The sequence below is a fragment of the Cupriavidus sp. BIC8F genome (genome assembly GCF_032465815.1).
Lineage (GTDB): Bacteria > Pseudomonadota > Gammaproteobacteria > Burkholderiales > Burkholderiaceae > Cupriavidus > Cupriavidus necator.
Genome location: NZ_CP136094.1, coordinates 2,548,952 through 2,569,399 on the forward strand (window position 1 = coordinate 2,548,952; position 20,448 = coordinate 2,569,399).

The 20,448-nt window shown below is 69.2% G+C and carries 15 protein-coding genes and 1 pseudogene; 10 read left to right on the forward strand and 6 right to left on the reverse strand.

Annotated features, from left to right (window positions below; all coding sequences use genetic code 11):
• Positions 1-9 precede the first annotated feature (9 nt).
• From lysS to prfB, 3 genes are all read right to left on the reverse strand, one after another.
• A complete protein-coding gene (lysS, locus tag RS901_RS11970; RefSeq protein ID WP_316148977.1) occupies positions 10-1,554 on the reverse strand; it encodes a lysine--tRNA ligase in 1,545 nt (514 codons plus the stop codon).
• 63 nt (positions 1,555-1,617) lie between these two features.
• On the reverse strand, positions 1,618-2,376 hold the full coding sequence (locus tag RS901_RS11975) for an SDR family oxidoreductase (protein WP_316148978.1): 759 nt from the start codon (positions 2,374-2,376) through the stop codon (positions 1,618-1,620).
• Positions 2,377-2,498: 122 nt separating this feature from the next.
• Positions 2,499-3,603, reverse strand: a protein-coding gene (gene prfB, locus RS901_RS11980; RefSeq protein ID WP_316148979.1) for a peptide chain release factor 2 whose coding sequence is annotated in 2 segments (ribosomal slippage) — positions 2,499-3,521 and positions 3,523-3,603 — 1,104 coding nt in all. Because the reading frame shifts where the segments join, the coding sequence is not laid out codon by codon here.
• A 192-nt stretch (positions 3,604-3,795) separates the two neighbouring features.
• Here prfB and RS901_RS11985 point away from each other — a divergent pair.
• Positions 3,796-4,506, forward strand: a complete 711-nt coding sequence (locus RS901_RS11985) for a peptidoglycan DD-metalloendopeptidase family protein (protein ID WP_316148980.1) — start codon at positions 3,796-3,798, stop codon at positions 4,504-4,506.
• Between the two features lie 26 nt (positions 4,507-4,532).
• On the opposite strand, the gene recJ is transcribed toward RS901_RS11985, so the two are convergent.
• Together recJ and RS901_RS11995 are read right to left on the reverse strand one after the other, a co-directional pair.
• A complete protein-coding gene (recJ, locus tag RS901_RS11990; protein ID WP_316148982.1) occupies positions 4,533-6,230 on the reverse strand; it encodes a single-stranded-DNA-specific exonuclease RecJ in 1,698 nt (565 codons plus the stop codon).
• Positions 6,231-6,291: 61 nt separating this feature from the next.
• Positions 6,292-7,401, reverse strand: a complete 1,110-nt coding sequence (locus RS901_RS11995; protein ID WP_316148983.1) for a hypothetical protein — start codon at positions 7,399-7,401, stop codon at positions 6,292-6,294.
• A gap of 147 nt (positions 7,402-7,548) precedes the next feature.
• Here RS901_RS11995 and RS901_RS12000 point away from each other — a divergent pair, with 147 nt between their 5' ends.
• The 4 genes from RS901_RS12000 (at position 7,549) to RS901_RS12015 (ending at position 12,803) form a co-directional block, all read left to right on the forward strand.
• Positions 7,549-8,799: a lipoprotein-releasing ABC transporter permease subunit gene (locus RS901_RS12000; protein ID WP_316148984.1), complete on the forward strand. Its 1,251-nt coding sequence runs from the start codon at positions 7,549-7,551 to the stop codon at positions 8,797-8,799.
• Complete coding sequence (gene lolD / locus RS901_RS12005; RefSeq protein WP_316148985.1) at positions 8,792-9,532, forward strand: lipoprotein-releasing ABC transporter ATP-binding protein LolD; 741 nt, start codon at positions 8,792-8,794, stop codon at positions 9,530-9,532. Before RS901_RS12000 ends, lolD begins: the two co-directional genes overlap by 8 nt.
• A gap of 13 nt (positions 9,533-9,545) precedes the next feature.
• Positions 9,546-10,406, forward strand: a complete 861-nt coding sequence (locus RS901_RS12010) for a TatD family hydrolase (protein ID WP_316148986.1) — start codon at positions 9,546-9,548, stop codon at positions 10,404-10,406.
• A gap of 72 nt (positions 10,407-10,478) precedes the next feature.
• On the forward strand, positions 10,479-12,803 hold the full coding sequence (locus RS901_RS12015; RefSeq protein WP_316148987.1) for a ComEC/Rec2 family competence protein: 2,325 nt from the start codon (positions 10,479-10,481) through the stop codon (positions 12,801-12,803).
• A 166-nt stretch (positions 12,804-12,969) separates the two neighbouring features.
• On the opposite strand, the pseudogene RS901_RS12020 reads toward RS901_RS12015, so the two are convergent.
• Positions 12,970-13,916, reverse strand: a pseudogene (locus RS901_RS12020) (MurR/RpiR family transcriptional regulator).
• A 255-nt stretch (positions 13,917-14,171) separates the two neighbouring features.
• On the opposite strand from RS901_RS12020, the gene edd reads away from it, so the two are divergent.
• From edd to RS901_RS12045, 5 genes are all read left to right on the forward strand, one after another.
• On the forward strand, positions 14,172-16,067 hold the full coding sequence (gene edd / locus RS901_RS12025; protein ID WP_316148988.1) for a phosphogluconate dehydratase: 1,896 nt from the start codon (positions 14,172-14,174) through the stop codon (positions 16,065-16,067).
• A gap of 149 nt (positions 16,068-16,216) precedes the next feature.
• A complete protein-coding gene (locus RS901_RS12030; RefSeq protein WP_316153482.1) occupies positions 16,217-16,723 on the forward strand; it encodes a gluconokinase in 507 nt (168 codons plus the stop codon).
• 333 nt (positions 16,724-17,056) lie between these two features.
• Positions 17,057-18,532 carry a circularly permuted type 2 ATP-grasp protein gene (locus tag RS901_RS12035; protein ID WP_114134598.1) on the forward strand — a complete coding sequence of 492 codons (1,476 nt, stop codon included), beginning with the start codon at positions 17,057-17,059 and terminating at the stop codon, positions 18,530-18,532.
• Between the two features lie 67 nt (positions 18,533-18,599).
• Positions 18,600-19,553: an alpha-E domain-containing protein gene (locus RS901_RS12040; protein WP_013956138.1), complete on the forward strand. Its 954-nt coding sequence runs from the start codon at positions 18,600-18,602 to the stop codon at positions 19,551-19,553.
• A 47-nt stretch (positions 19,554-19,600) separates the two neighbouring features.
• Positions 19,601-20,440, forward strand: coding sequence for a transglutaminase family protein (locus RS901_RS12045; protein WP_316148990.1), 840 nt, complete (start codon positions 19,601-19,603; stop codon positions 20,438-20,440).
• Positions 20,441-20,448 lie beyond the last annotated feature (8 nt).

Consider the following 20,448-nt stretch of genomic DNA (forward strand, 5'->3'; position numbering starts at 1 on the left):
CCGCCTGCATCAGTCTTCCCGGCGCAGGTGCGGGAACAGGATGACGTCGCGGATATTGGGGCTGTCCGTCAGCAGCATCACCAGGCGGTCGATGCCGATGCCGCAGCCGCCGGTCGGGGGCATGCCGTATTCCAGCGCGCGGATGTAGTCGGCGTCGAAGTACATGGCTTCTTCATCGCCGGCGTCCTTCTGCTCGACCTGCTTGCGGAAGCGGTCGGCCTGGTCTTCGGCATCGTTCAGCTCCGAGAAGCCGTTGGCGATCTCGCGGCCGGTGATGAACAGCTCGAAGCGCTCGGTGATGCCCGGCACCGTGTCCGAAGCGCGCGCCAGCGGCGAGACCTCGACCGGGTAATCGACGATAAAGGTCGGCTCCCACAACTGGCTTTCCGCGGTTTCCTCGAACAGCACCAGTTGCAGCGTGCCCAGGCCAGCGTTGAGGAACTGTGGCGCGTTGGTGTTGACGCCGAACTTCTTCAGCTCGGTGCGCAGGAACCCGGCATCGGCCAGTTGCGCATCGGTGTACTGCGGCGCGAACTTCTGGATCGCCTGGCAGATGGTCAGGCGATGGAACGGCTTCGACAGGTCCAGCTCGCGGTCCTGGTACGTCAGCACGGCGCTGCCGCGCGCATCGATCGCGGCCTTGCGGATCAGGTCCTCGGTGAAGTCCATCAGCCAGCGGTAGTCCGTGTAGGCCGCGTAGAACTCCATCATGGTGAACTCGGGGTTGTGGCGCGGACTCACCCCTTCGTTGCGGAAGTTGCGGTTGATCTCGAACACGCGCTCGAAGCCGCCCACGATCAGGCGCTTCAGGTACAGCTCGGGCGCGATGCGCAGGAACATCTGCATGTCCAGCGCATTGTGGTGCGTGATGAAGGGCTTGGCCGCGGCGCCGCCCGGGATCGGGTGCAGCATCGGCGTTTCCACTTCCATGAAGCCGGCATTGGCCATATGGCGGCGCAGCGACGAGATCGCGTTGGTGCGGGCGCGGAAGGTGTTGCGCGTTTCCGGCGACACGATCAGGTCGACATAGCGCTGGCGGTACTTCATTTCCTGGTCGGCCAGGCCGTGGAACTTGTCCGGCAGCGGGCGCAGCGACTTGGACAGCAGGCGCAGCTCGCGCACCTGCACCGACAGCTCGCCCTTGTTGGTGCGGAACAGCTCGCCGCGGGCGCTGATGATGTCGCCCAGGTCCCAGTGCTTGAAGGCCGCGTAGACCTCTTCGCCGACCTTGTCGCGGGTGATGTAGAACTGGATCTGGCCGCTGCCGTCCTGCACCGTGGCAAAGCTGGCCTTGCCCATCACGCGCTTGAGCATCATGCGCCCGGCGATGGCGACTTCGACCGGCGCGGCCTCGAGCGTGGCCTGCTCGGTCTCGGCGTACTGCGCCTGCAGCGCGGCGGCCTGGTGGGAGGGGCGGAAATCGTTGGGGAAGGGCACGCCTTGCTGGCGCAGCGCGGCCAGTTTCTCGCGCCGCTCCGCGATGATCTTGTTCTCGTCGACGGCGGGGGTGTCTGCGGCGGCTGGCTTGGCCTGGGCGCGGTTCGGTTCAGTCATGATGTCTTGTCGGATCGCGCGCGGCGTGCCGCGCGCGGATTCAGATGGCTTGATGGGTGCGGCTTAGTAGTTGCGGAGATCGTCCAGCTCGGTGCTGCCGAAATCCGGGCGGTGCAGGTAGGCGACGATGCGGCCGGCGGTTTCCTCGGCCGACGCCAGCTGTTCATTGGCTTTCAGCTCGCGGAAGCGCTGCACCTGGGCGAAGTCGGCATTGCGGATGGTGGCCTGCATGCCGGTGTCGATCACGCCCGGGGCCAGCGCCACGGCGCGCACGGTGCGCGGGGCTTCGGCCTGGGCGTACTCGGCGTTGACCGAGCGCATGAACATGTCCAGCCCGGCCTTGCCGGCGCAGTATGCGCTCCAGCCTTCGACCGGGCGGCGCGCCGCGCCAGAGGAGATCGCCAGCACCTTGCGCGGGCAGTCGAACTTCTCGGTGCGCTCCAGGAACGCAGCGGTCATCGTCATCGGCGCCGCCAGGTTGGTCAGCAGGTGCGGCACCAGGGTCTTTTCCTGCAGACGCGCGACCGGGCCAATCGGCTCGACCACGCCCGCGTTCAGGATCAGCGTGGCGCTGGTCGGCGGGATGTCGAGCGTATCGAGCACGCTGCCGAGCCAGCTGGCGGCGGGGCCGGCCTGCGACAGGTCCTGCAGGTGCCAGGCCACCGGCACGCCGCTCATGGTGGCAATGCGCTCCAGCTCGCTGTTGCGGCTGCGCGCCACGCAGATCAGGCGGTTGCCCGGCACGAGCAGGGCATTGGTCAGTGCCGCGCCCAGCCCGCGCGAGGCGCCGGTGATGATGTAGAGGTGATTGGCTTCGCTCATGGTGCCCCGGTCGGAGATGTCGCCCTGCCGCCGTGCCGGTGTGGCATGGGCGGCGGTACAGCGGTGGATGGATTGCTGTGCCGCCGCCGGCCGCGCCGGCAGGGCGGACGGCGGGTGCTGCCTTACAGTCCCTGCTTGAGGCTGGCCTCGATGAACGGGTCCAGGTCGCCGTCCAGCACCTTCTGGGTGTTGGACATTTCCACGTTGGTGCGCAGGTCCTTGATGCGGCTCTGGTCCAGCACGTAGGAGCGGATCTGGTGGCCCCAGCCCACGTCGGTCTTGCCGGCTTCGAGCTTGTCGGCTTCGGCCTGGCGCTTGCGCATCTCGTGCTCGTACAGGCGCGATTTCAGCATCGACATGGCTTCGGCACGGTTGCGGTGCTGCGAGCGGTCGTTCTGGCTCTGCACCACGATCCCGGTCGGGATGTGCGTGATCCGCACGGCCGAATCGGTCTTGTTGATGTGCTGCCCGCCCGCGCCCGAAGCGCGGTAGGTGTCCACGCGCAGGTCCGCCGGGTTGACCTCGACCTCGAACGAGTCATCCACCTCGGGGTAGACGAACACCGACGAGAACGAGGTATGGCGCCCGCCCGACGAATCGAACGGCGACTTGCGCACCAGGCGGTGCACGCCCGTTTCGGTACGCAGGTAGCCGAAGGCGTATTCGCCCTCGATCTTGATGGTCGCGCTCTTGATGCCGGCCACGTCGCCTTCGGACTCTTCCAGCACCTCGGCCTTGAAGCCCTTGCGCTCGCAGTACTTCAGGTACTGGCGCAGCAGCATCGAGGCCCAGTCGCACGCTTCGGTGCCGCCGGCGCCGGCCTGGATGTCGATAAAGGCGTTGGCCTGGTCCATCTCGCCCGAGAACATGCGGCGGAATTCCATGCCCGCGACGATCTCCTCGAAGCCCTTGACGTCGGCCTCGATCGCTTCGAGCGTGTCGTCGTCGCCTTCTTCCCTGGCGAGCTCAAACAGCTCATCGGCCCCGCTGAGGTCGTCGGTGAGCTTGCTGAGCACGCTTACCACGCCCTCGATTGCCTTCTTTTCCTTGCCGAGGTCCTGGGCCCGCTTGGGGTTGTTCCAGACGTCGGGGTCTTCCAGCAAACCGTTGACTTCGTCCAGCCTTCCTACTTTGACATCGTAGTCAAAGATACCCCCGTAGATCTTCCGTCCGGGAACGGAGATCGGAGATGGCACCGGAGATGGCGTTGAGGCGTTCTGCTTCCATGATGTTCCTGCGCTTAGAAAACCTCGAATTATAGCGGATCGGCGCGGCAACCCGGGGCTTCCGGGCCGCCTCGGGCGGGCCGCGGACCGAACGGAATGGCCGCCGCGCGGTCTATCCGCCGGTGCCGGGCGACGCACGCGGCGATAATACGGGTCGCAAGCCGCTCCCCGGCAAGACAGAGAACAGGGACGAATGACGCAAACCAGACATGACATCGAGCCAGGCCGGCGCCGCGCGCTGGGCCTGCTGCTGGCCGCCGCGGCCGCGGTCGCGGCCGGCTGCGGCACCACGGGCGGGCCCGTGCCGGACGGCTACTACCGCGTTGAGCGCGGCGACACGCTATATTCGATCGCGCGCAAGCACCGCCGCAGCGTGCGCGACCTGACCCGCTGGAACAGCGACATCACTAGCCCCAGCCAGATCGAGGTGGGCCAGCTGGTCCGCGTGCGGCCGCCGGGTGGCAGCGCCCCGGCCTCCACCGGCACCGACCAGACCGTGACCGATACGCCGCGCGTCGACAGCGGCTCGTCCAGGCCGCCCGCCAGCGGCATCCGCCTGCAGTGGCCGGCCGATGGCCGCGTCACCGGAGGCTATGCGCCGCCGGCCAGCAAGGGCCTGCGCATTGCCGTGCCGGCCAATGGCACGGTGCGCGCCGCCGCCGCGGGGCGCGCCATCCACGTGGGCAACCTGCGTGGCTACGGCATGCTGGTGATCGTCAAGCACAACGACGACTGGCTGACCGTCTACGGCAACCTCGACCAGCCGCTGGTCACCGAGGGCGCCTCGGTCGCGGCCGGACAGGACGTGGGCCGCATGGGCGCCAGCGCGAGCGAGCTGCATTTCGAGGTGCGCGGCAACGGCAAGCCGGTCGACCCGATGGCCTACCTGCCGTCGCGCGGCTGAACGGGGGTAACGCCCCCCGGAGCACGCTACTGCGCGTGCTCGATCACCAGCTGCACGCGGGTGACGCCGTTGAAGGTGTTGTTGTCGAGCCGGTAGGCCACCTGCGCGCTGGCACCGAGCGAGTCGGCGTGATTGAACCAGATCGCGTCAAAGCGCTGGCCGCCGCGCCCCAGCTGCAGCTTCAGGTGCTTGCCCTTGAGCACGCTCTGGCGCAGCACGTCGAACTCGCCGCAGAAGGTCGGCGCCGGGAAGCCCTGGCCCCATACCTGCTGCTCCAGCAGGGTGACGAATTCCGGACTGAAGCACTGGTCCTCGATATCGCCGTCGGTCTCGATCACGCGCGCCAGCTGGTCGTCGGTCAGCCATTCGCGGCCGACCGCCTCGAAGGCTTCCTGGAACTCGGCAAAGCGCTCGGCGCGCACGGTCAGCCCGGCCGCCATGGCGTGGCCGCCGAACTTGAGCAGCATGCCGGGATGGCGCTTGGACACCAGGTCCAGCGCATCGCGCAGGTGGAAGCCCGGGATCGACCGGCCCGAGCCCTTGACCGTAGTCTCGTCACCGGGGGCGAAGGTGATGGTGGGGCGATGGAACTTGTCCTTGAGCCGCGACGCCACGATGCCGATCACGCCCTGGTGCCAGGTGTCGTTGAATACGCTGACGGTAAAGCGCGCCGACGGATCCGGGCCGGCCAGCGGCTGCTCCAGGATCTGCAGCGCCTCCTGCTGCATGCCGGCCTCGATGTCGCGCCGCTCGCGGTTCATGCTGTCCAGTTCCTGGGCGATCTCCCAGGCGCGGTTGGCATCTTCGGTCAGCAGGCATTCAATGCCCAGCGACATGTCCGCCAGCCGGCCGGCCGCGTTCAGGCGCGGACCCAGCCCGAAGCCCAGGTCGAAGGTATTGGCGCGCGCCGCCTCGCGCCCGGCGGCACGGAACAGCGCCGCCACGCCCGGCTGCATCCGTCCCGCGCGCATGCGGCGCAGGCCCTGCGCCACCAGGATGCGGTTGTTGGTGTCCAGCCTGACCACGTCGGCCACCGTGCCCAGCGCCACCAGGTCCAGCAGCGTCTGCAGCGGCGGTTGCGTGGCCTGGGTATAGACGCCGCGCTGGCGCAGTTCCGCGCGTAACGCGAGCAGCACATAGAACATCACGCCCACGCCCGCCAGGTTCTTGCTGGGGAATTCGCAGCCCGGCTGGTTCGGGTTGACGATCACCGCGGCCTGCGGCAGCTCCGACCCCGGCAGGTGGTGGTCGGTCACCACCACGTCCATGCCCAGCGCGTTGGCCGCGGCCACCCCGTCGACGCTGGCGATGCCGTTGTCGACCGTGACGATCACGTCCGGCTGCTGCTTGGCCGCCAGCGCCACGATCTCAGGCGTCAGGCCGTAGCCATACTCGAAGCGGTTCGGCACGATGTACTCCACCCGCGCGCCCAGCATGCGCAGTCCGCGCACGCCGACCGCGCAGGCGGTGGCGCCGTCGCAGTCATAGTCGGCGACGATCAGCAGGCGCTTGCCGGCGGCGATGGCGTCAGCCAGGTAGGCCGCGGCGTGGCCGATGCCTTTCATGGCCGCGGGCGGCACCAGTTCGGGCAGGTCGGTGGCCAGCTCGGCGGCGCGGGCCACGCCGCGCGCGGCCAGGATGCGGGCCAGCGTGGGGTGCAGGCCGGCGGCGGCCAGCGAGCTGGCGTGTTCGGGGGAAAACTGGCGGATGGCGATCCGGGTCATGGGCGGGGCGGCAGGTGATGTTTCGGTAGGGGCGGCGCTTGTCAGGCGGCTTCAGGCAGCTTTATGCGGCATAGGCTAGGTCGGACAGCAGCGCGCGCCAGTCGCCGCGCTGGCCCATGCCGCGCCAGAACTTGCGCAGGTCGGCACGGCGCACGGTGAACTCGGCAAAGTGGTTCTCGCCGCCCAGCACCAGCGTGATGGCGCCGACCTGGCCGGCCACCAGCGCTTCCAGCGCCGGCGCGAACCAGTCGGCATCCAGCGCATGCATGCGGTCCAGCCACAGGCCCCAGTCTTCGGCGATATGCGCTTCGGTGGCGCTGTCGAGCATGGCGAGCACTGTGCCCTCCGTCCCGGCGGTGCCGGCCAGGCCGGCCGGCACCGGCAGCACGCGGCTGCCGGCGGCCAGCGCCAGCCCGCTCAGGAAGGGATCGTTGCTCAGCACCGTATCGGCCAGCCGCGGCACCGGCTGCAGCGCGCCGCCGCCGTACAGCCAGACCGAATTGACCGGCGCCTCGCCGGCGGCCTCGCGGGCCTGGTTGACGCGGTGGTCATGCCAGGTCATCTGGATCTCGTTCTGCAGGCGGCGCCAGTCGCGGGCGCGCTCGCCGGCCTGCATCCAGATATCGATATTGCGGCCCGCCGCGCGCAGTGGCGTGGTCGCCTCCAGCGGGCCGAATGCGGCCTCGGGCAGGTACCAGCGCTGCGCGCAGGGCGATTCCAGCGCGATGCCCGATTCCAGCAGCAGTGCGTCGATGGCGGCGCGCAGGGCCGTGGCTTCCTGCGGCCGGATGCGCAGCTGGGCGGGCGGCATCAGCACCAGGTGATCGCGCGCGGCATGGATGTGCACCGGCTGCAGGCAGGTCCAGGACTGGCCATCGGCGGTGGCGGGGACGGCGCCGCCGCTGTCGGCCAGCCGCATATAGGGCGCCAGCGGCACCCGGACCGGGTCCAGCCCCGCCTTGCCGGCCAGCCAGCGCTCCTGCGGCAGGCTGCGCAGGAAGGGGTCTTCATGCCGCTCGCGCGGACCGGGCTCGGCCCGGGTCAGCAACTTTCCGAGCGCCGGCAGCTCCAATTGCCGCAGCAGCGCGCCGGGAACGACATCGTCCCGGCCGTCGTCGCCGGCGCCCGGCGGGACGGAAAAGGGCACAATCAGGGTCAGGTGCGTCATCATGGTGGCGAGATTGTAAACTCCCGGCTGGCCGGCGCCAGTCCCGGGTGACGCCGTGGCGTGACCGGGACGGCGCCCGCCAAGGCTGCATGAGTGCCGCCAGCGCCCCCGGCGGGGTACCGGCGCTTTCCCGAAACAACAGGAATCCTCTTGAACTTTCCCTACGAGTGGCAGATCGGCTGGCGATATACCCGCGCAAGCAAGCGCGCCAGCCGCAACACCTTCATTTCGTTCATCTCGATGATCTCGATGTTCGGGATCGCCCTTGGCGTGGCCGCGCTGATCGTGGTGCTGTCGGTGATGAACGGGTTCCAGAAGGAAGTGCGCGACCGCATGCTGTCGGTGCTGGCGCATATCGAAGTGATCGGCCCGTCGGCGCTGCCGGACTGGCAGAAGACCGCGGCCGAGGCCTTGCAGAACAAGGAAGTGGTCGGCGCCGCGCCCTACGTCGCGGCCCAGGCCATGCTGACCCGCGACGACGCCGTGCGCGGCGTGCTGCTGCGCGGCGTGGAGCCGTCGCAGGAGCCCAAGGTGTCGGACATCGGCAGCCAGTTCCGGGCCGGCAGCATGACGGCGCTGGCGCCGGGCGGCTTCGGCATTGCGCTGGGCAACGAACTGGCCAACGCCATGGGCGTGCAGGTCGGCGACAAGGTCACGCTGGTGGCGCCGCAGGGCACCATCACGCCGGCGGGCGTGCTGCCGCGGCTCAAGCAGTTCACCGTGGTGGGCGTGTTCTCGTCCGGGCATTTCGAGTTCGACAGCGCGCTGGCGCTGGTCAATATGCACGACGCCGAGACCCTGTTCCGCCTGAGCGGCCCCACCGGCGTGCGCCTGAAGCTGCAGGACATGCAGCGCGCGCCGCAGGTGGCCAACGAGCTGGCCGGCACCATGTCGGGCGAGCTCTACCTGCGCGACTGGTCCAAGCAGAACCGCAACTGGTTTGCCGCGGTGCAGACCGAGAAGCGCATGATGTTCATCATCCTGACGCTGATCATCGCGGTGGCGGCATTCAACCTGGTGTCCACGCTGGTGATGACCGTCACCGACAAGCAGGCCGATATCGCCATCCTGCGCACCATGGGCGCGCAGCCGGGCTCGATCATGAAGATCTTTATCGTGCAGGGCGTGGCCATCGGCTTTATCGGCACCATCCTGGGCGTGGCCGGCGGCACGCTGATCGCCACCAATATCGACGTGATCGTGCCTTTCATCGAGCGGCTGCTGCACGTGCAGTTCCTGCCGCGCGACATCTATTTCATCAGCGAACTGCCTTCGGATCCCCGCGTGAACGATATCGCCACCATCGGCATCATTTCCTTTGTGCTGGCCACGCTGGCCACGCTCTATCCCAGCTGGCGTGCCGCCCGCGTCAACCCGGCGGAGGCGCTGCGCTATGAGTGAAGCCGTGTTGCATGCCGATACGCCCACGTCCGCCGCGGACCAGCCGCGCACCGGCTCGCCGGTGCTGGTGGCCGAGGGCCTGACCAAGCGTTTCCGCCAGGGCGAACTCGACGTGGACGTGCTGCGCGGCGTCGATGTGCGCGTTGATGCAGGCGAGAAAGTTGCCATCGTCGGCGCCTCGGGCTCGGGCAAGAGCACGCTGCTGCATGTGCTGGGCGGGCTGGACGAGCCCGACTCCGGCCGCGTCGCGCTGCTCGGCAAGCCCTTCACGGCGCTGCGTGAGCGCGAGCGCAACGTGGTGCGCAACCGCCAGTTGGGCTTCGTCTACCAGTTCCACCACCTGCTGCCGGAATTCACCGCGCTGGACAACGTGGCGATGCCGATGCGCATCCGCGGCCTGACCCAGCATGACGCGCGCGGCGTGGCGCAGGCCATGCTGGAGCGCGTGGGCCTGGGCGGGCGCGCGAAGCACCGCCCGGGCGAGCTGTCCGGCGGCGAGCGCCAGCGCGTGGCCATCGCGCGCGCGCTGGTGGGGCAGCCGGCCTGCGTGCTGGCCGACGAACCCACCGGCAATCTCGACGACCACACCGCCGGCGGCGTCTATGACCTGATGCTGGAACTGTCGCGCACGCTCGGCACCAGCTTCATCATCGTCACCCACGACCTGGACCTGGCCGGACGCTGCGACCGCGTGCTGCGGCTGCGCGACGGGCACCTGCACCAGGAACGCTGAGCCGGGCCGGCCCATGTGGATCGACACCCACTGCCACCTCGACGCCAGCGAGTTCGACGCTGACCGCCAGCAGGTGGCCGACGCGGCCGAGGCCGCCGGCGTGCGCGGCATCGTGGTACCCGCGGTGGCAGTGTGGAACTTCGATGCCGTGCGCGCGCTGGCGCGCCACGATGCGCGCTGCGTCTACGCGCTCGGCATCCATCCGCTGTGCTCGCCCGGCGCCGGCCAGGCCGACCTGGACACGCTGCGGCGCGAGGTGGCGGCCAGCATGGGCGACCCGCGCTTTGTCGGCATCGGCGAGATCGGGCTCGACTTCTTCGTCGCGGGGCTGGATGCGGAGCACCAGACCTGGCTCTATGCGGAGCAGCTGAAGATCGCGCGCGAATTTGACCTGCCGGTGCTGCTGCATGTGCGCAAGTCGCAGGACCAGGTTGGCGCGCAGCTGCGCAAGCTGGGCGTGAAGCGCGGCATTGCCCACGCCTTCAACGGCAGCAATGAACAGGCGCGGCGCTTTGTCGAGCAGGGCCTGAAGCTCGGCTTCGGCGGCAACGTCACCTTCAGCCGTGCGCGGCAGATCCGCCGGCTGGCGACGGAGCTGCCGCTGGAGGCGCTGGTGCTGGAAACCGACGCACCCGACATGGCGCCGGCGTGGCTGTCGGACGATCAGTTCGGCGAACAGCACAAGGCGCGCAACATGCCCGCGGAGGTGGCGGGCGTGGCGCGTGTGATGGCTGAATTGCGCGGCATCGATGCGATGACGCTGGCGCAGGCGACATGGCGCAATGCCGTGGATGCGATGCCGCGGCTGGCAGCGTTTGCGGACACCATGGCGCCCCCGGTTTCCGCCGGACACACAACTTCCAAATCTTCTTGACGGGCTGACAAGCTCGGCGCGCCCCGGCGCGGGTACAACTCCGGCTATGCAAGCTCAGCCGGGGGAGGTGCCGTGCGTCGGTTCGTGGTGGCATTCGTCGCGGGATGCTGGATGCTGCAGCAGCAGTCAACGCTGCCGCAGCAGGATGGCTTGCGCCTGGGCGCCGTGGTGCTGGTCTTGGCCGCGCTCGGCATGGTCGTGTGGGGCAGGCGGCTGCATGTGGCGGCGCAGGGCCTGGCGCTTGCCGGGCTGGCGTTCGGCGCCGCCTTCTGCTGGGCGGCCTGGCGGGCCGAACTGCGCATGCGCGACTGGCTGCCGGCCACGCTGGAGGCGCGCGACCTCGACGTGCGCGGCGTGGTGTCGGGGCTGCCGGCGGATGCCGCCACCGGGACGCGTTTTGCTTTCACTGTTGAGCAGGGTGAAGCGGGCCAGCCTCTGCCGCGCCGCGTGATCCTCAACTGGCGTGATGCGCCGCCCGACCTGCGCCCCGGGCAGCGCCTCACGCTGACCCTACGCCTGCGGCGTCCGCGCGGGCTGGCCAATCCTTTCGGCTTCGACTATGCCTACTGGCTGCTGGCGCAAGGCTACGGCGCCACCGGCTATGTGCGCAGTGCACAAGGCCCGCTCCGGGATGCGTCAGGAGAGCGGCTGGCGTGGCAAATAGAAGCCTGGCGCGCCGCCGTGCGCGATCACCTGCGCGTGGCGCTGCCGGCCGATGCGCGCTTCGGTCCGGTGCTGATCGCGCTGGTCATTGGCGACCAGCGTGGCATCGACGCGGACGACTGGCAACTGTTCCGGCGCACCGGCGTCAGCCACCTGGTTGCGATCTCCGGGCTGCATATCACCATGATCGCCGGCATGGCGGCGTCGCTTGCCGGGCTGCTGTGGCGGCATTCGTTCGGACTCGGCCGCTGGCTGCGCCGGCCGTTGCCGCTGTGGCTGCCGGCCCGGCAGGCCGCGCTGGTGGCGGCCGTGGCCAGTGCGCTGGCTTACGGCCTGCTGGCCGGCATGCAGATCCCGGCGCTGCGCACCGTGGCCATGCTCTGCGTGGCGGCCATTGCGGTATGGGGTGCGCGTGCGCCGCCCGCCTCGGTGGTGCTGGCCTGGGCGGCGCTGGTGGCATTGCTGCTGGATCCGTGGGCGGTGATGTTGCCCGGCTTCTGGCTGTCCTTCGGCGCGGTGGCGGTGATCTTCTTTGCGGCCCGGCCCGGCCGGGATGCTTCGACGCAAGGGCGTTGGCAACGCCTGCGGTCCGCGCTCGCCGCCGGGGCGCGCACGCAGTGGGCCGTGACCATCGGGCTGGTGCCGCTGACGTTGCTGCTGTTCGGCCAGGTATCGGTGGTGTCGCCGTTGGCCAATGCGGTGGCGATCCCGCTCGTCAGCCTGCTGGTGACGCCGCTGGCATTGCTCGGCGCGGCCTTGCCGATGGCGCTGGCCAGGCCGGTGCTGGCGGTGGCCCACCTGGCCATGGTGGCGCTGGCCGCGGTGCTGGGCTGGCTTTCCGCGCTGCCATGGGCGATGTGGGAAGCGGCCAGCGTGGGGCCGTTGGCGCTGGTGCTGGCGCGCGGCCCGCCGGTTGCGCATGGCGAGTTCCGCGCCGTGATGCTGGACGTGGGGCAGGGCACGGCGGTGCTGGTGCAGACGCGCGCGCATGCGCTGCTGTATGACGCCGGGCCGGCGTATGGGTCGGGATCCAGCGCCGGTGCGCAGGCGGTGGTGCCGTTGCTGCGGGGCGAGGGGATCGGCCGGCTCGACCACCTGATGGTGAGCCATGAAGACACCGACCATGCCGGCGGCGTGGCGGACGTCGAGGCGGCGGTGGCCGTGGCCGCGCGCAGCACCGGCGCGCCTGCCGGTCACGTTCTGCTTGGGTCGGCGGCCAATGACTGGTCGCCATGCGCGGCGGGTCAGCAATGGGAGTGGGACGGCGTGCGCTTTACCGTGCTGCATCCGCTCGCGGAGCAGGCGCAGCAGGCCGCCATTGCCAGCAATGCGCGCAGCTGCGTGCTGCGCGTGGATGCGGCGGCGCACAGCCTGCTGCTGACCGGGGATATCGGCGTGGCGCAGGAGCGTGCATTGATCGACAGGTTGCCGGCCGAGGCGCTGCGTGCCGACGTGCTGGTGGTGGCCCACCATGGCAGCGGCACCTCGTCCGGCGCAGCCTGGCTGGAGGCGGTGCGCCCGTCGGCGGCGGTGTTCCAGCTGGGTTATGCCAACCGCTATCGCCACCCGAGCGGCGAGGTGTGGGAGCGCTACGGCCGCGCGGGCGTCCTGCGCTACCGGACCGATGAAACCGGCGCGGTGACCATGGACACCGCGCCCGGGGGCTTTGCGTTGTCGATGTTCCGGCAGGCGCAGCCGCGCTACTGGCGGGCGCGACCGCCGGCGCCGCGTTAGTGTCCTGTTCCGTAGATAACTTGCCAGAATGAAATCGCCCAGTTGGTCGTCAGGCTAGGCGCGAGGAGGCGCCATAGCCGTAGCTATGGCAACGACGAGCAACGACGCATGGCGGCCAACTGGGCGATTTCATGGCAAGGTATTTGCGGAACAGGACACTATCGAGTCAGCTGGCCTTGCGGCGGCGCGTGCGGGTGGCGGGCGGCGCGGGCGTGGCTGGCTCGGCCGCAGCGGGCCTGGCGCGGCTTCGTGCCGGCGGTACTGGCCGGGCCGGCTCCGCACCGGCGATGCGCCGTTCTCGCAGATGCGCCTTGGCGCGCTGCAGGCGGGGGCGACGGTGTCGGCGCGCGCCAGCGCCACGCCGGCGGCCAGGACGTCGCCCAGCACCAGGTGGCTGATGCGCGAGGTCATCGGCGTGTAGACCTCGCTGTCTTCCTCGACGTCGGAGAACACGCAGACGTCGGCCAGCCGCGCCAGCGGCGAGCCGCTGTGCGTGATCGCCAGCACGCTGGCGCCGCTGCTGCGCGCCAGCGTGGCGGCGGTCAGCATGTCCCAGGTGCGGCCGCTGTTGGAGACCAGCACGGCCACGTCGCCACGGGCGAGCAGCGCGGCCGACATGCTGAACACATGGGGGTCGGAATACGCAACCGTCGGCATGCCCAGGCGGAAGAACTTGTGCTGGATGTCCAGCGCGACGATGCCGGAGTTGCCGCAGCCGTAGAACTCGATGCGCCGCGCGCCGGCGAGCAGCTGGATGCCATGCTCGATCTGGTCGGCGGAGAGCGCATTGCGCACGCTCATCAGCGTGGCAATGGTGCGGTCGAAGACCTTGCCGGCGATGTCCGCGGGGCGGTCGTCGGCCGCAACGTCCTGGTGCACGAAGGGCGTGCCGCCGCCCACGTTCTGCGCGAACTGCAGCTTGAATTCGCGGAAGCCGTCGTAGCCCAGCGCCGCGCAGAAGCGCGCGATGGTGGGCTGCGACACGCCGGCGCGCTCGGCCAGCTCGGGCATCGACAGCCGGATCACGGCGGCGCCATGCCGGGCGACATAGTCGGCCAGGCGGCGTTCAGAAGGGCGGAGCGTGTCGTAGACGGCTAGGATTCGGTCGCGCATGGCGGCGGGGCGGCAGTGTCGGGGGTTGCGGGTATGTAGAGATTCTACATCGGATGGCGCCGCATCTTGCCCGAAATGGTGCGTCGAGCGCCCTCGGGGTTTGCCCTGATTCCGGGAATTTCTGCGCGATTGTGATGCATGGGCGGGTCGACGGCGCGCTTGCGCTCGGTATAATGGCAGCGATCTGTAGAAAATCTACATGCGATGGCGCGGCGTTGCCGCGCTGCCACCCAGCCCACAAGGAACGTCTCCGCCATGCCTTCTGCCGTCCATGCCGAGCTTCTTGCCGTCACCGAGCGCATCGTTGCGCGCAGCCGCGCCAGCCGCGCCGCCTACCTTGCCCGCTGCGAGCGCGCGCAGGCTGAACTGGGGCCGCTGCGCGGCATGTCCTGCGCCAACCTGGCGCACGGCTTTGCCGCACTGCCGGCCAACGACAAGCTGAAGCTGCGCGTCGACCATGCCCCCAACCTGGGCATCGTCACCGCGTACAACGACATGCTGTCGGCGCACCAGCCGTACGAGCGCTACCCCGCCGTGATCCGCGAGGCCGCGCGCGCGGTGGGCGCGGTGGCGCAGGTGGCGGGCGGCGTGCCGGCGATGTGCGACGGCATCACGCAGGGCAACCCGGGCATGGAGCTGTCGCTGTTCTCGCGCGATGCGATTGCCATGGGCACCGCGGTGGCGCTGTCGCACAACACCTTTGATGCGGCGCTGATGCTGGGCGTGTGCGACAAGATCGTGCCGGGCCTGCTGATGGGCGCGCTGCAGTTCGGCCACCTGCCGATGGTGTTCGTGCCGGCGGGGCCGATGGCCAGCGGGCTGCCCAACAAGGAGAAGGCGCGCGTGCGCCAGCTCTACGCCACCGGCCAGGTCGGGCGCGATGCGCTGCTCGAAGCCGAATGCCAGGCCTACCACGGCGCCGGCACCTGCACCTTCTACGGCACCGCCAACAGCAACCAGTTCCTGATGGAAATCATGGGCCTGCACCTGCCGGGCGCGGCCTTCGTGCACCCGGACAGCGGCCTGCGCGATGCGCTGACCGCGGCGGCCGCGCAACGCGCGATCGCCCTGCGCGCGCGCGGCGACGAATACCTGCCGCTGGCGCGCATCGTTGACGAGCGCGCTATCGCTAACGCCATGGTCGGCCTGCTGGCGACCGGCGGCTCCACCAACCACACCATCCACCTGGTGGCGATGGCGCGTGCCGCGGGCATCGTCATCGACTGGAATGATTTCGACCTGCTGTCGCGCATCACGCCGCTGCTGGCGCGCGTCTACCCGAATGGCTCGGCCGATGTGAACCACTTCCATGCCGCGGGCGGCGCTGGCTTCGTCATCCGCGAACTGCTGCAGGCCGGTCTGCTGCACGAGGACGTGCAGACCGTGGCCGGCCCCGGGCTGGCCCGCTATGCGCAGGAGCCGGTGATGACCGACGGCGTGCTGCGCTGGCGCGACGGCGCGGCGCACAGCGGCGACGCGCAGGTGCTGGCGACGGCCGCGGAGCCTTTCTCGGCCGAGGGCGGGTTGCGGCTGATGCAGGGCAACCTGGGCCGCGGCGTGATCAAGGTCTCGGCGGTGGCGCCGGAGCACCGCGTGGTCGAAGCCCCGGTGCGGGTGTTCGATGCGCAGGAGGCGCTGCAGGCGGCCTTCGATGCGGGCGAGCTGACCGGCGACCTGGTCGCGGTGGTGCGTTTCCAGGGGCCGAACGCCAACGGCATGCCCGAGCTGCACCGCCTGACCCCGGTGCTGGGCGCGCTGCAGGACGCCGGCCACAAGGTGGCGCTGGTGACCGACGGCCGCATGTCCGGCGCGTCGGGCAAGGTGCCGGCGGTGATCCACGTCGGCCCCGAGGCGCTGGCCGGCGGCGCGCTGGCGCGCGTGCGCGATGGCGACCGCATCCGTGTCGATGCCGTTGCCGGCACGCTGCAGTGGCTGGGCGACGAAGGCGAATTCGCGGCGCGCGAGCTGGCCGCGGCGCCGGACGACGATTTCGCGCAATTCAGCCTGGGGCGCGGCCTGTTCGGCCTGTTCCGGCGCCACGCGCGCATCGCGGAAGAGGGCGGCAGCGCACTTGACCTGTCCGAGGCGGATGCCAAGGCTGGCGCAGGCGGGCGCCAACGTACCGCAGCGGCGCAATCCGTCGCACAATAGCCAGGCCTGAGGCCGATTTTCCCCTGAAGTCTCCTGCGGGGCGGCAGCGCCCCCGGGCGTCTTTGCGCCGCCGCAAGGACGTCCAGCTGGACCGACAAGGACAGACAAGGATGGCGACACCATCCGATACCAAGACCGACGGAGCAGACATGATCTATATCCTGATGGGCGTTTCCGGCAGCGGCAAGACCACGGTCGGCCAGTTGCTGGCGCAGCGCCTGGGCTGCGGCTTCCATGACGCCGATGCATTCCACAGCGACGCCAACAAGGCCAAGATGCATGCGGGCATCCCGCTGACCGACGAAGACCGCTGGCCGTGGCTGGCGGCCATGCGCGCCGCCATCGACGCGGCCCGGGCCGAAGGCCGCACCCATGTGTTTACCTGCTCGGCACTGCGCCAGGCCTACCGCGACCGGCTGACCCCGCCCGACGGCGGCGTGACCTTCGTCTTCATGAAAGGCGATGCATCACTGATCGGCGCGCGCCTGTCCGTGCGCACGGAACACTTCTTCAACCCCGACCTGCTGCAAAGCCAGTTCGATACGCTGGAAGAGCCCAGCGACGCGCTGGTGCTTGACATCCGCCAGTCGCCTGAGGCGCTGGTCGCCACCATCCTGCAGGCCACGGTGCCGCAGGGCGCCGGCGCGGCGCGCTGACCTGCTGACCGCGCCGGCCGTTCCGGCCGGCCCGTTCCCGCGCAGCCCGCAAGCGGCCGCCAGCCTGGCTGGCGGCCGTTTTTTGCGTGCGCTGGCAGATATCTTGCTAGTTCACTTTCCGTGCCGGCCGGCACCCGCCAGCTTGCGGGTTTCGCCGGTACGGGTATGCTGAAAGGGCCAGTGACTCGACAGTATCGCCGTGAGCGCCCCGAACGGGCAGGCGCGGCGGGCTGGGGACAGAAAGCCAGGGCAAAACCAGGGCAGCCGGTAGCGACCACGAAGTCGCAGTGAAGCGGTAGCACCGGAAGCCCGCGACATGGAGGAACGGCCATCATGGCGGGGCGGTATTTCGACGAGATGCTGGACTGGCGCACGGACGGGGCGCAATTAGTCATCCAGGCGGGGCAGGCAATGCCTGAAGGCGCGGTACGCCCCCATTACCGGCATTTCGCTGACTGGCTGGCGCGGCAGTCTGAAAGCACGATGGGCAACAAGCGCGCCGAGGCCGACCTGATCTTCCGGCGCGTGGGCATTACCTTTGCCGTCTACGGCGACAAGGATGAAGCCAACAGCGGCACCGAACGCACCATTCCGTTCGACGTGATCCCGCGCATCTTCCCGGCCAGCGAATGGGCGCTGCTGGAAAAGGGTCTGCGCCAGCGCGTGGCCGCGCTCAACCGCTTTGTTCACGATATCTACCACGGCCAGGACATCATCCGCGCCGGCGTGATCCCGCCCGACCAGATCTACAACAACGCCCAGTACCGGCCCGAGATGCTAGGCGTCAACGTGCCGCACGACATCTATGCGCACGTGGCCGGCATCGACGTGGTGCGCGCCGGCGAGGGCGAGTTCTACGTGCTGGAAGACAACCTGCGCGTGCCCTCGGGCGTGTCGTACATGCTGGAAAACCGCAAGATGATGATGCGGTTGTTCCCGGACCTGTTCGCGCGCAACCGCGTGGCGCCGGTGGCCCACTATCCTGACCTGTTGCTTGACATGCTGCGCGGGGTGTCGCCGCAGGCCATTGCCGATCCCACCGTGGTGGTGCTGACGCCGGGCATGTACAACTCGGCGTACTTCGAGCATGCCTTCCTGGCGCAGCAGATGGGCGTGGAGCTGGTCGAAGGCAGCGATCTCTTCGTCGAGGACGACCACCTGTTCATGCGCACCACGCAGGGCCCGCAGCGCATCGACGTGATCTACCGCCGCGTCGACGACGACTTCCTCGACCCGCTGGTGTTCCGCCACGATTCCTCGCTGGGCGCGGCCGGCCTGCTGTCGGTCTACCGCGCCGGCAACGTGACCATCTGCAATGCCATTGGCACGGGCGTGGCCGACGACAAGTCGATCTATCCGTACGTGCCCGACATGATCCGCTTCTACCTGGGCGAAGAGGCGATCCTCAGCAACGTGCCGACCTATATGTGCCGGCGCCCGGACGACCTGCAGTACGTGCTGGACCATATGGAAGAACTGGTGGTCAAGGAGACCCACGGCGCCGGCGGCTACGGCATGCTGGTCGGCCCGGCCGCCACGCGGGCCGAGATCGATGCCTTCCGTGAAGTGGTGAAGGCGCGCCCGGAGCAGTACATCGCGCAGCCGACGCTGGCGCTGTCGACCTGCCCGACCTATGTGGAGTCGGGCATCGCGCCGCGCCATATCGACCTGCGCCCGTTCGTGCTGTCGGGCAAGGAGGTGCGCATGGTGCCAGGCGGGCTGACCCGCGTGGCGCTGCGCGAAGGCTCGCTGGTGGTGAATTCCTCGCAAGGGGGCGGCACCAAGGACACCTGGGTGCTGGAACGATGAACGCGAACCACGTGATGACCGCCTCAATGACCGCCATGGCGACCGCCGCCACGCCAGGAGAGCCCACATGCTGAGCCGCACCGCCGACCACCTGTTCTGGATGGCCCGCTACACCGAGCGCGCGGAGAACACCGCGCGCATGCTCGACGTCAACTACCAGACCTCGCTCCTGCCGCAATCGGCCGAGGTGGCCGAGCAGGGCTGGTGGGCCATGCTCGATATCTCCGAGCTGACCGACGTCTTCGACCACAAGTACGGGCTGCTGTCGCGCGACGATGTGATCGACTTCATGGTGCGCGACATGACCAACGCCTCGTCCATCATGAGCTGCCTGCGAGCGGCGCGCGAGAACGCGCGCGCGGTGCGCGGCTCGCTGACCACCGAGGTCTGGGAAACCGTCAACACTACCTGGCTCGAGGTGCAGCGCCTGATCGCCGACGGCGTGCTGAAGGAAGACCCGTCGCGCTTCTTCGAGTGGGTCAAGTTCCGCTCGCACCTGGCGCGCGGGGTCCAGTTCGGCACCATGCTCAAGGACGATGCCTTCCACTTCATGCGGCTGGGCACGTTCCTCGAGCGCGCCGACAACACCGCGCGGATCCTCGACGTCAAGTTCCAGGCATCGGGCAGCGACGAGAGCGATGCCAACCGCGACCAGAATGATTTCTATCACTGGGCCGCGGTGCTGCGCTCGGTATCGGGCTTCGAGGTCTACCGCAAGGTCTATCGCGCGGTCATTACGCCGCAGCGCGTGGCCGAGCTGCTGATTCTGCGGCCCGACATGCCGCGCTCGCTGGTGTCGAGCATGGACGAGGTGGTGGCCATCCTGCATACGGTGCGCAACCAGCAATCGGCGGAAACCGAGCGCCAGGCTGGTAAACTCCACGCCGACCTGAAGTACGCGCGCATCGACGACATTTTCGCTGTCGGCCTGCATGCGTACCTGACCAGCTTCCTGGAGCGCATCGGCGATCTCGGCAATGGCATCAGCCGGGACTTCCTCGTGCCGCTGCTGGCTGCCTGAGATGGGCCGCCGGCAGCCTCCATGTGCCGCCGCCGCGCCCTGATACCGTGAAATACAAGATCCACCACCATACTGTTTACCGCTACGCCGAGCCGGTGCGCCGCAGCGTGCACGAAGTGCGGCTCGAGCCGCGTTCGGGCCCGCTGCAGACCGTGCGCCGCTGGCAACTGGTCGCGCCTGGCAATCCGTCGGCGGCGCATGACGGCTTCGGCAACATCGTGCACAACTTCACGGTGGCCGGACCGACCAGCACCATCTCGCTCGAAGCCAGCGGGGAGGTGGAAGTGCTGCCGCCGCATGGCGACCTCGACCGGGACGGCCACCATGCGTTCTGCGACGCACCGCCCCCCGGCGAAGCGCGGGTCTCGCCGCTGTACTTCCTCGGCAGCACTCCACTGACCTCGGCACCGCCGGAGATACAGGCGTTTGCCGCGCCGTTCCTGGCGGCCGGGCACGAGATTCCGGCGCTGCTGGCGCTGGCCCAGGGGATTGCGGAGCGGGTGCGCTACAAGCCCAACACCACTGACGTCGGCACCTCGGCGGCCGAGGCCTTCAGCCTGGGCAGCGGCGTGTGCCAGGACCAGGCGCAGGTGATGGTTGCGGCGTGCCGCGCGCTGGGTATCCCGGCACGCTATGTGAGCGGATACTTCTACGATCCGGCCGCGATCGAGATGGCCAGCCATGCCTGGGCCGACGTATGCCTGGACCCGGCGCGCGAGGTGTGGTGCAGCGTTGACATCACCCACGGCTGCCTGACCGACGAGCGCCATATACGCCTCGCGGTGGGGCGCGATTACGCGTCGGCTGCACCAGTCAGGGGCATCCTGGAAGGGGGTTCCGGCGAGACACTCGAAGTCGATGTGAGTATTACGCCGCTTTTTACCTGATTAGGTGC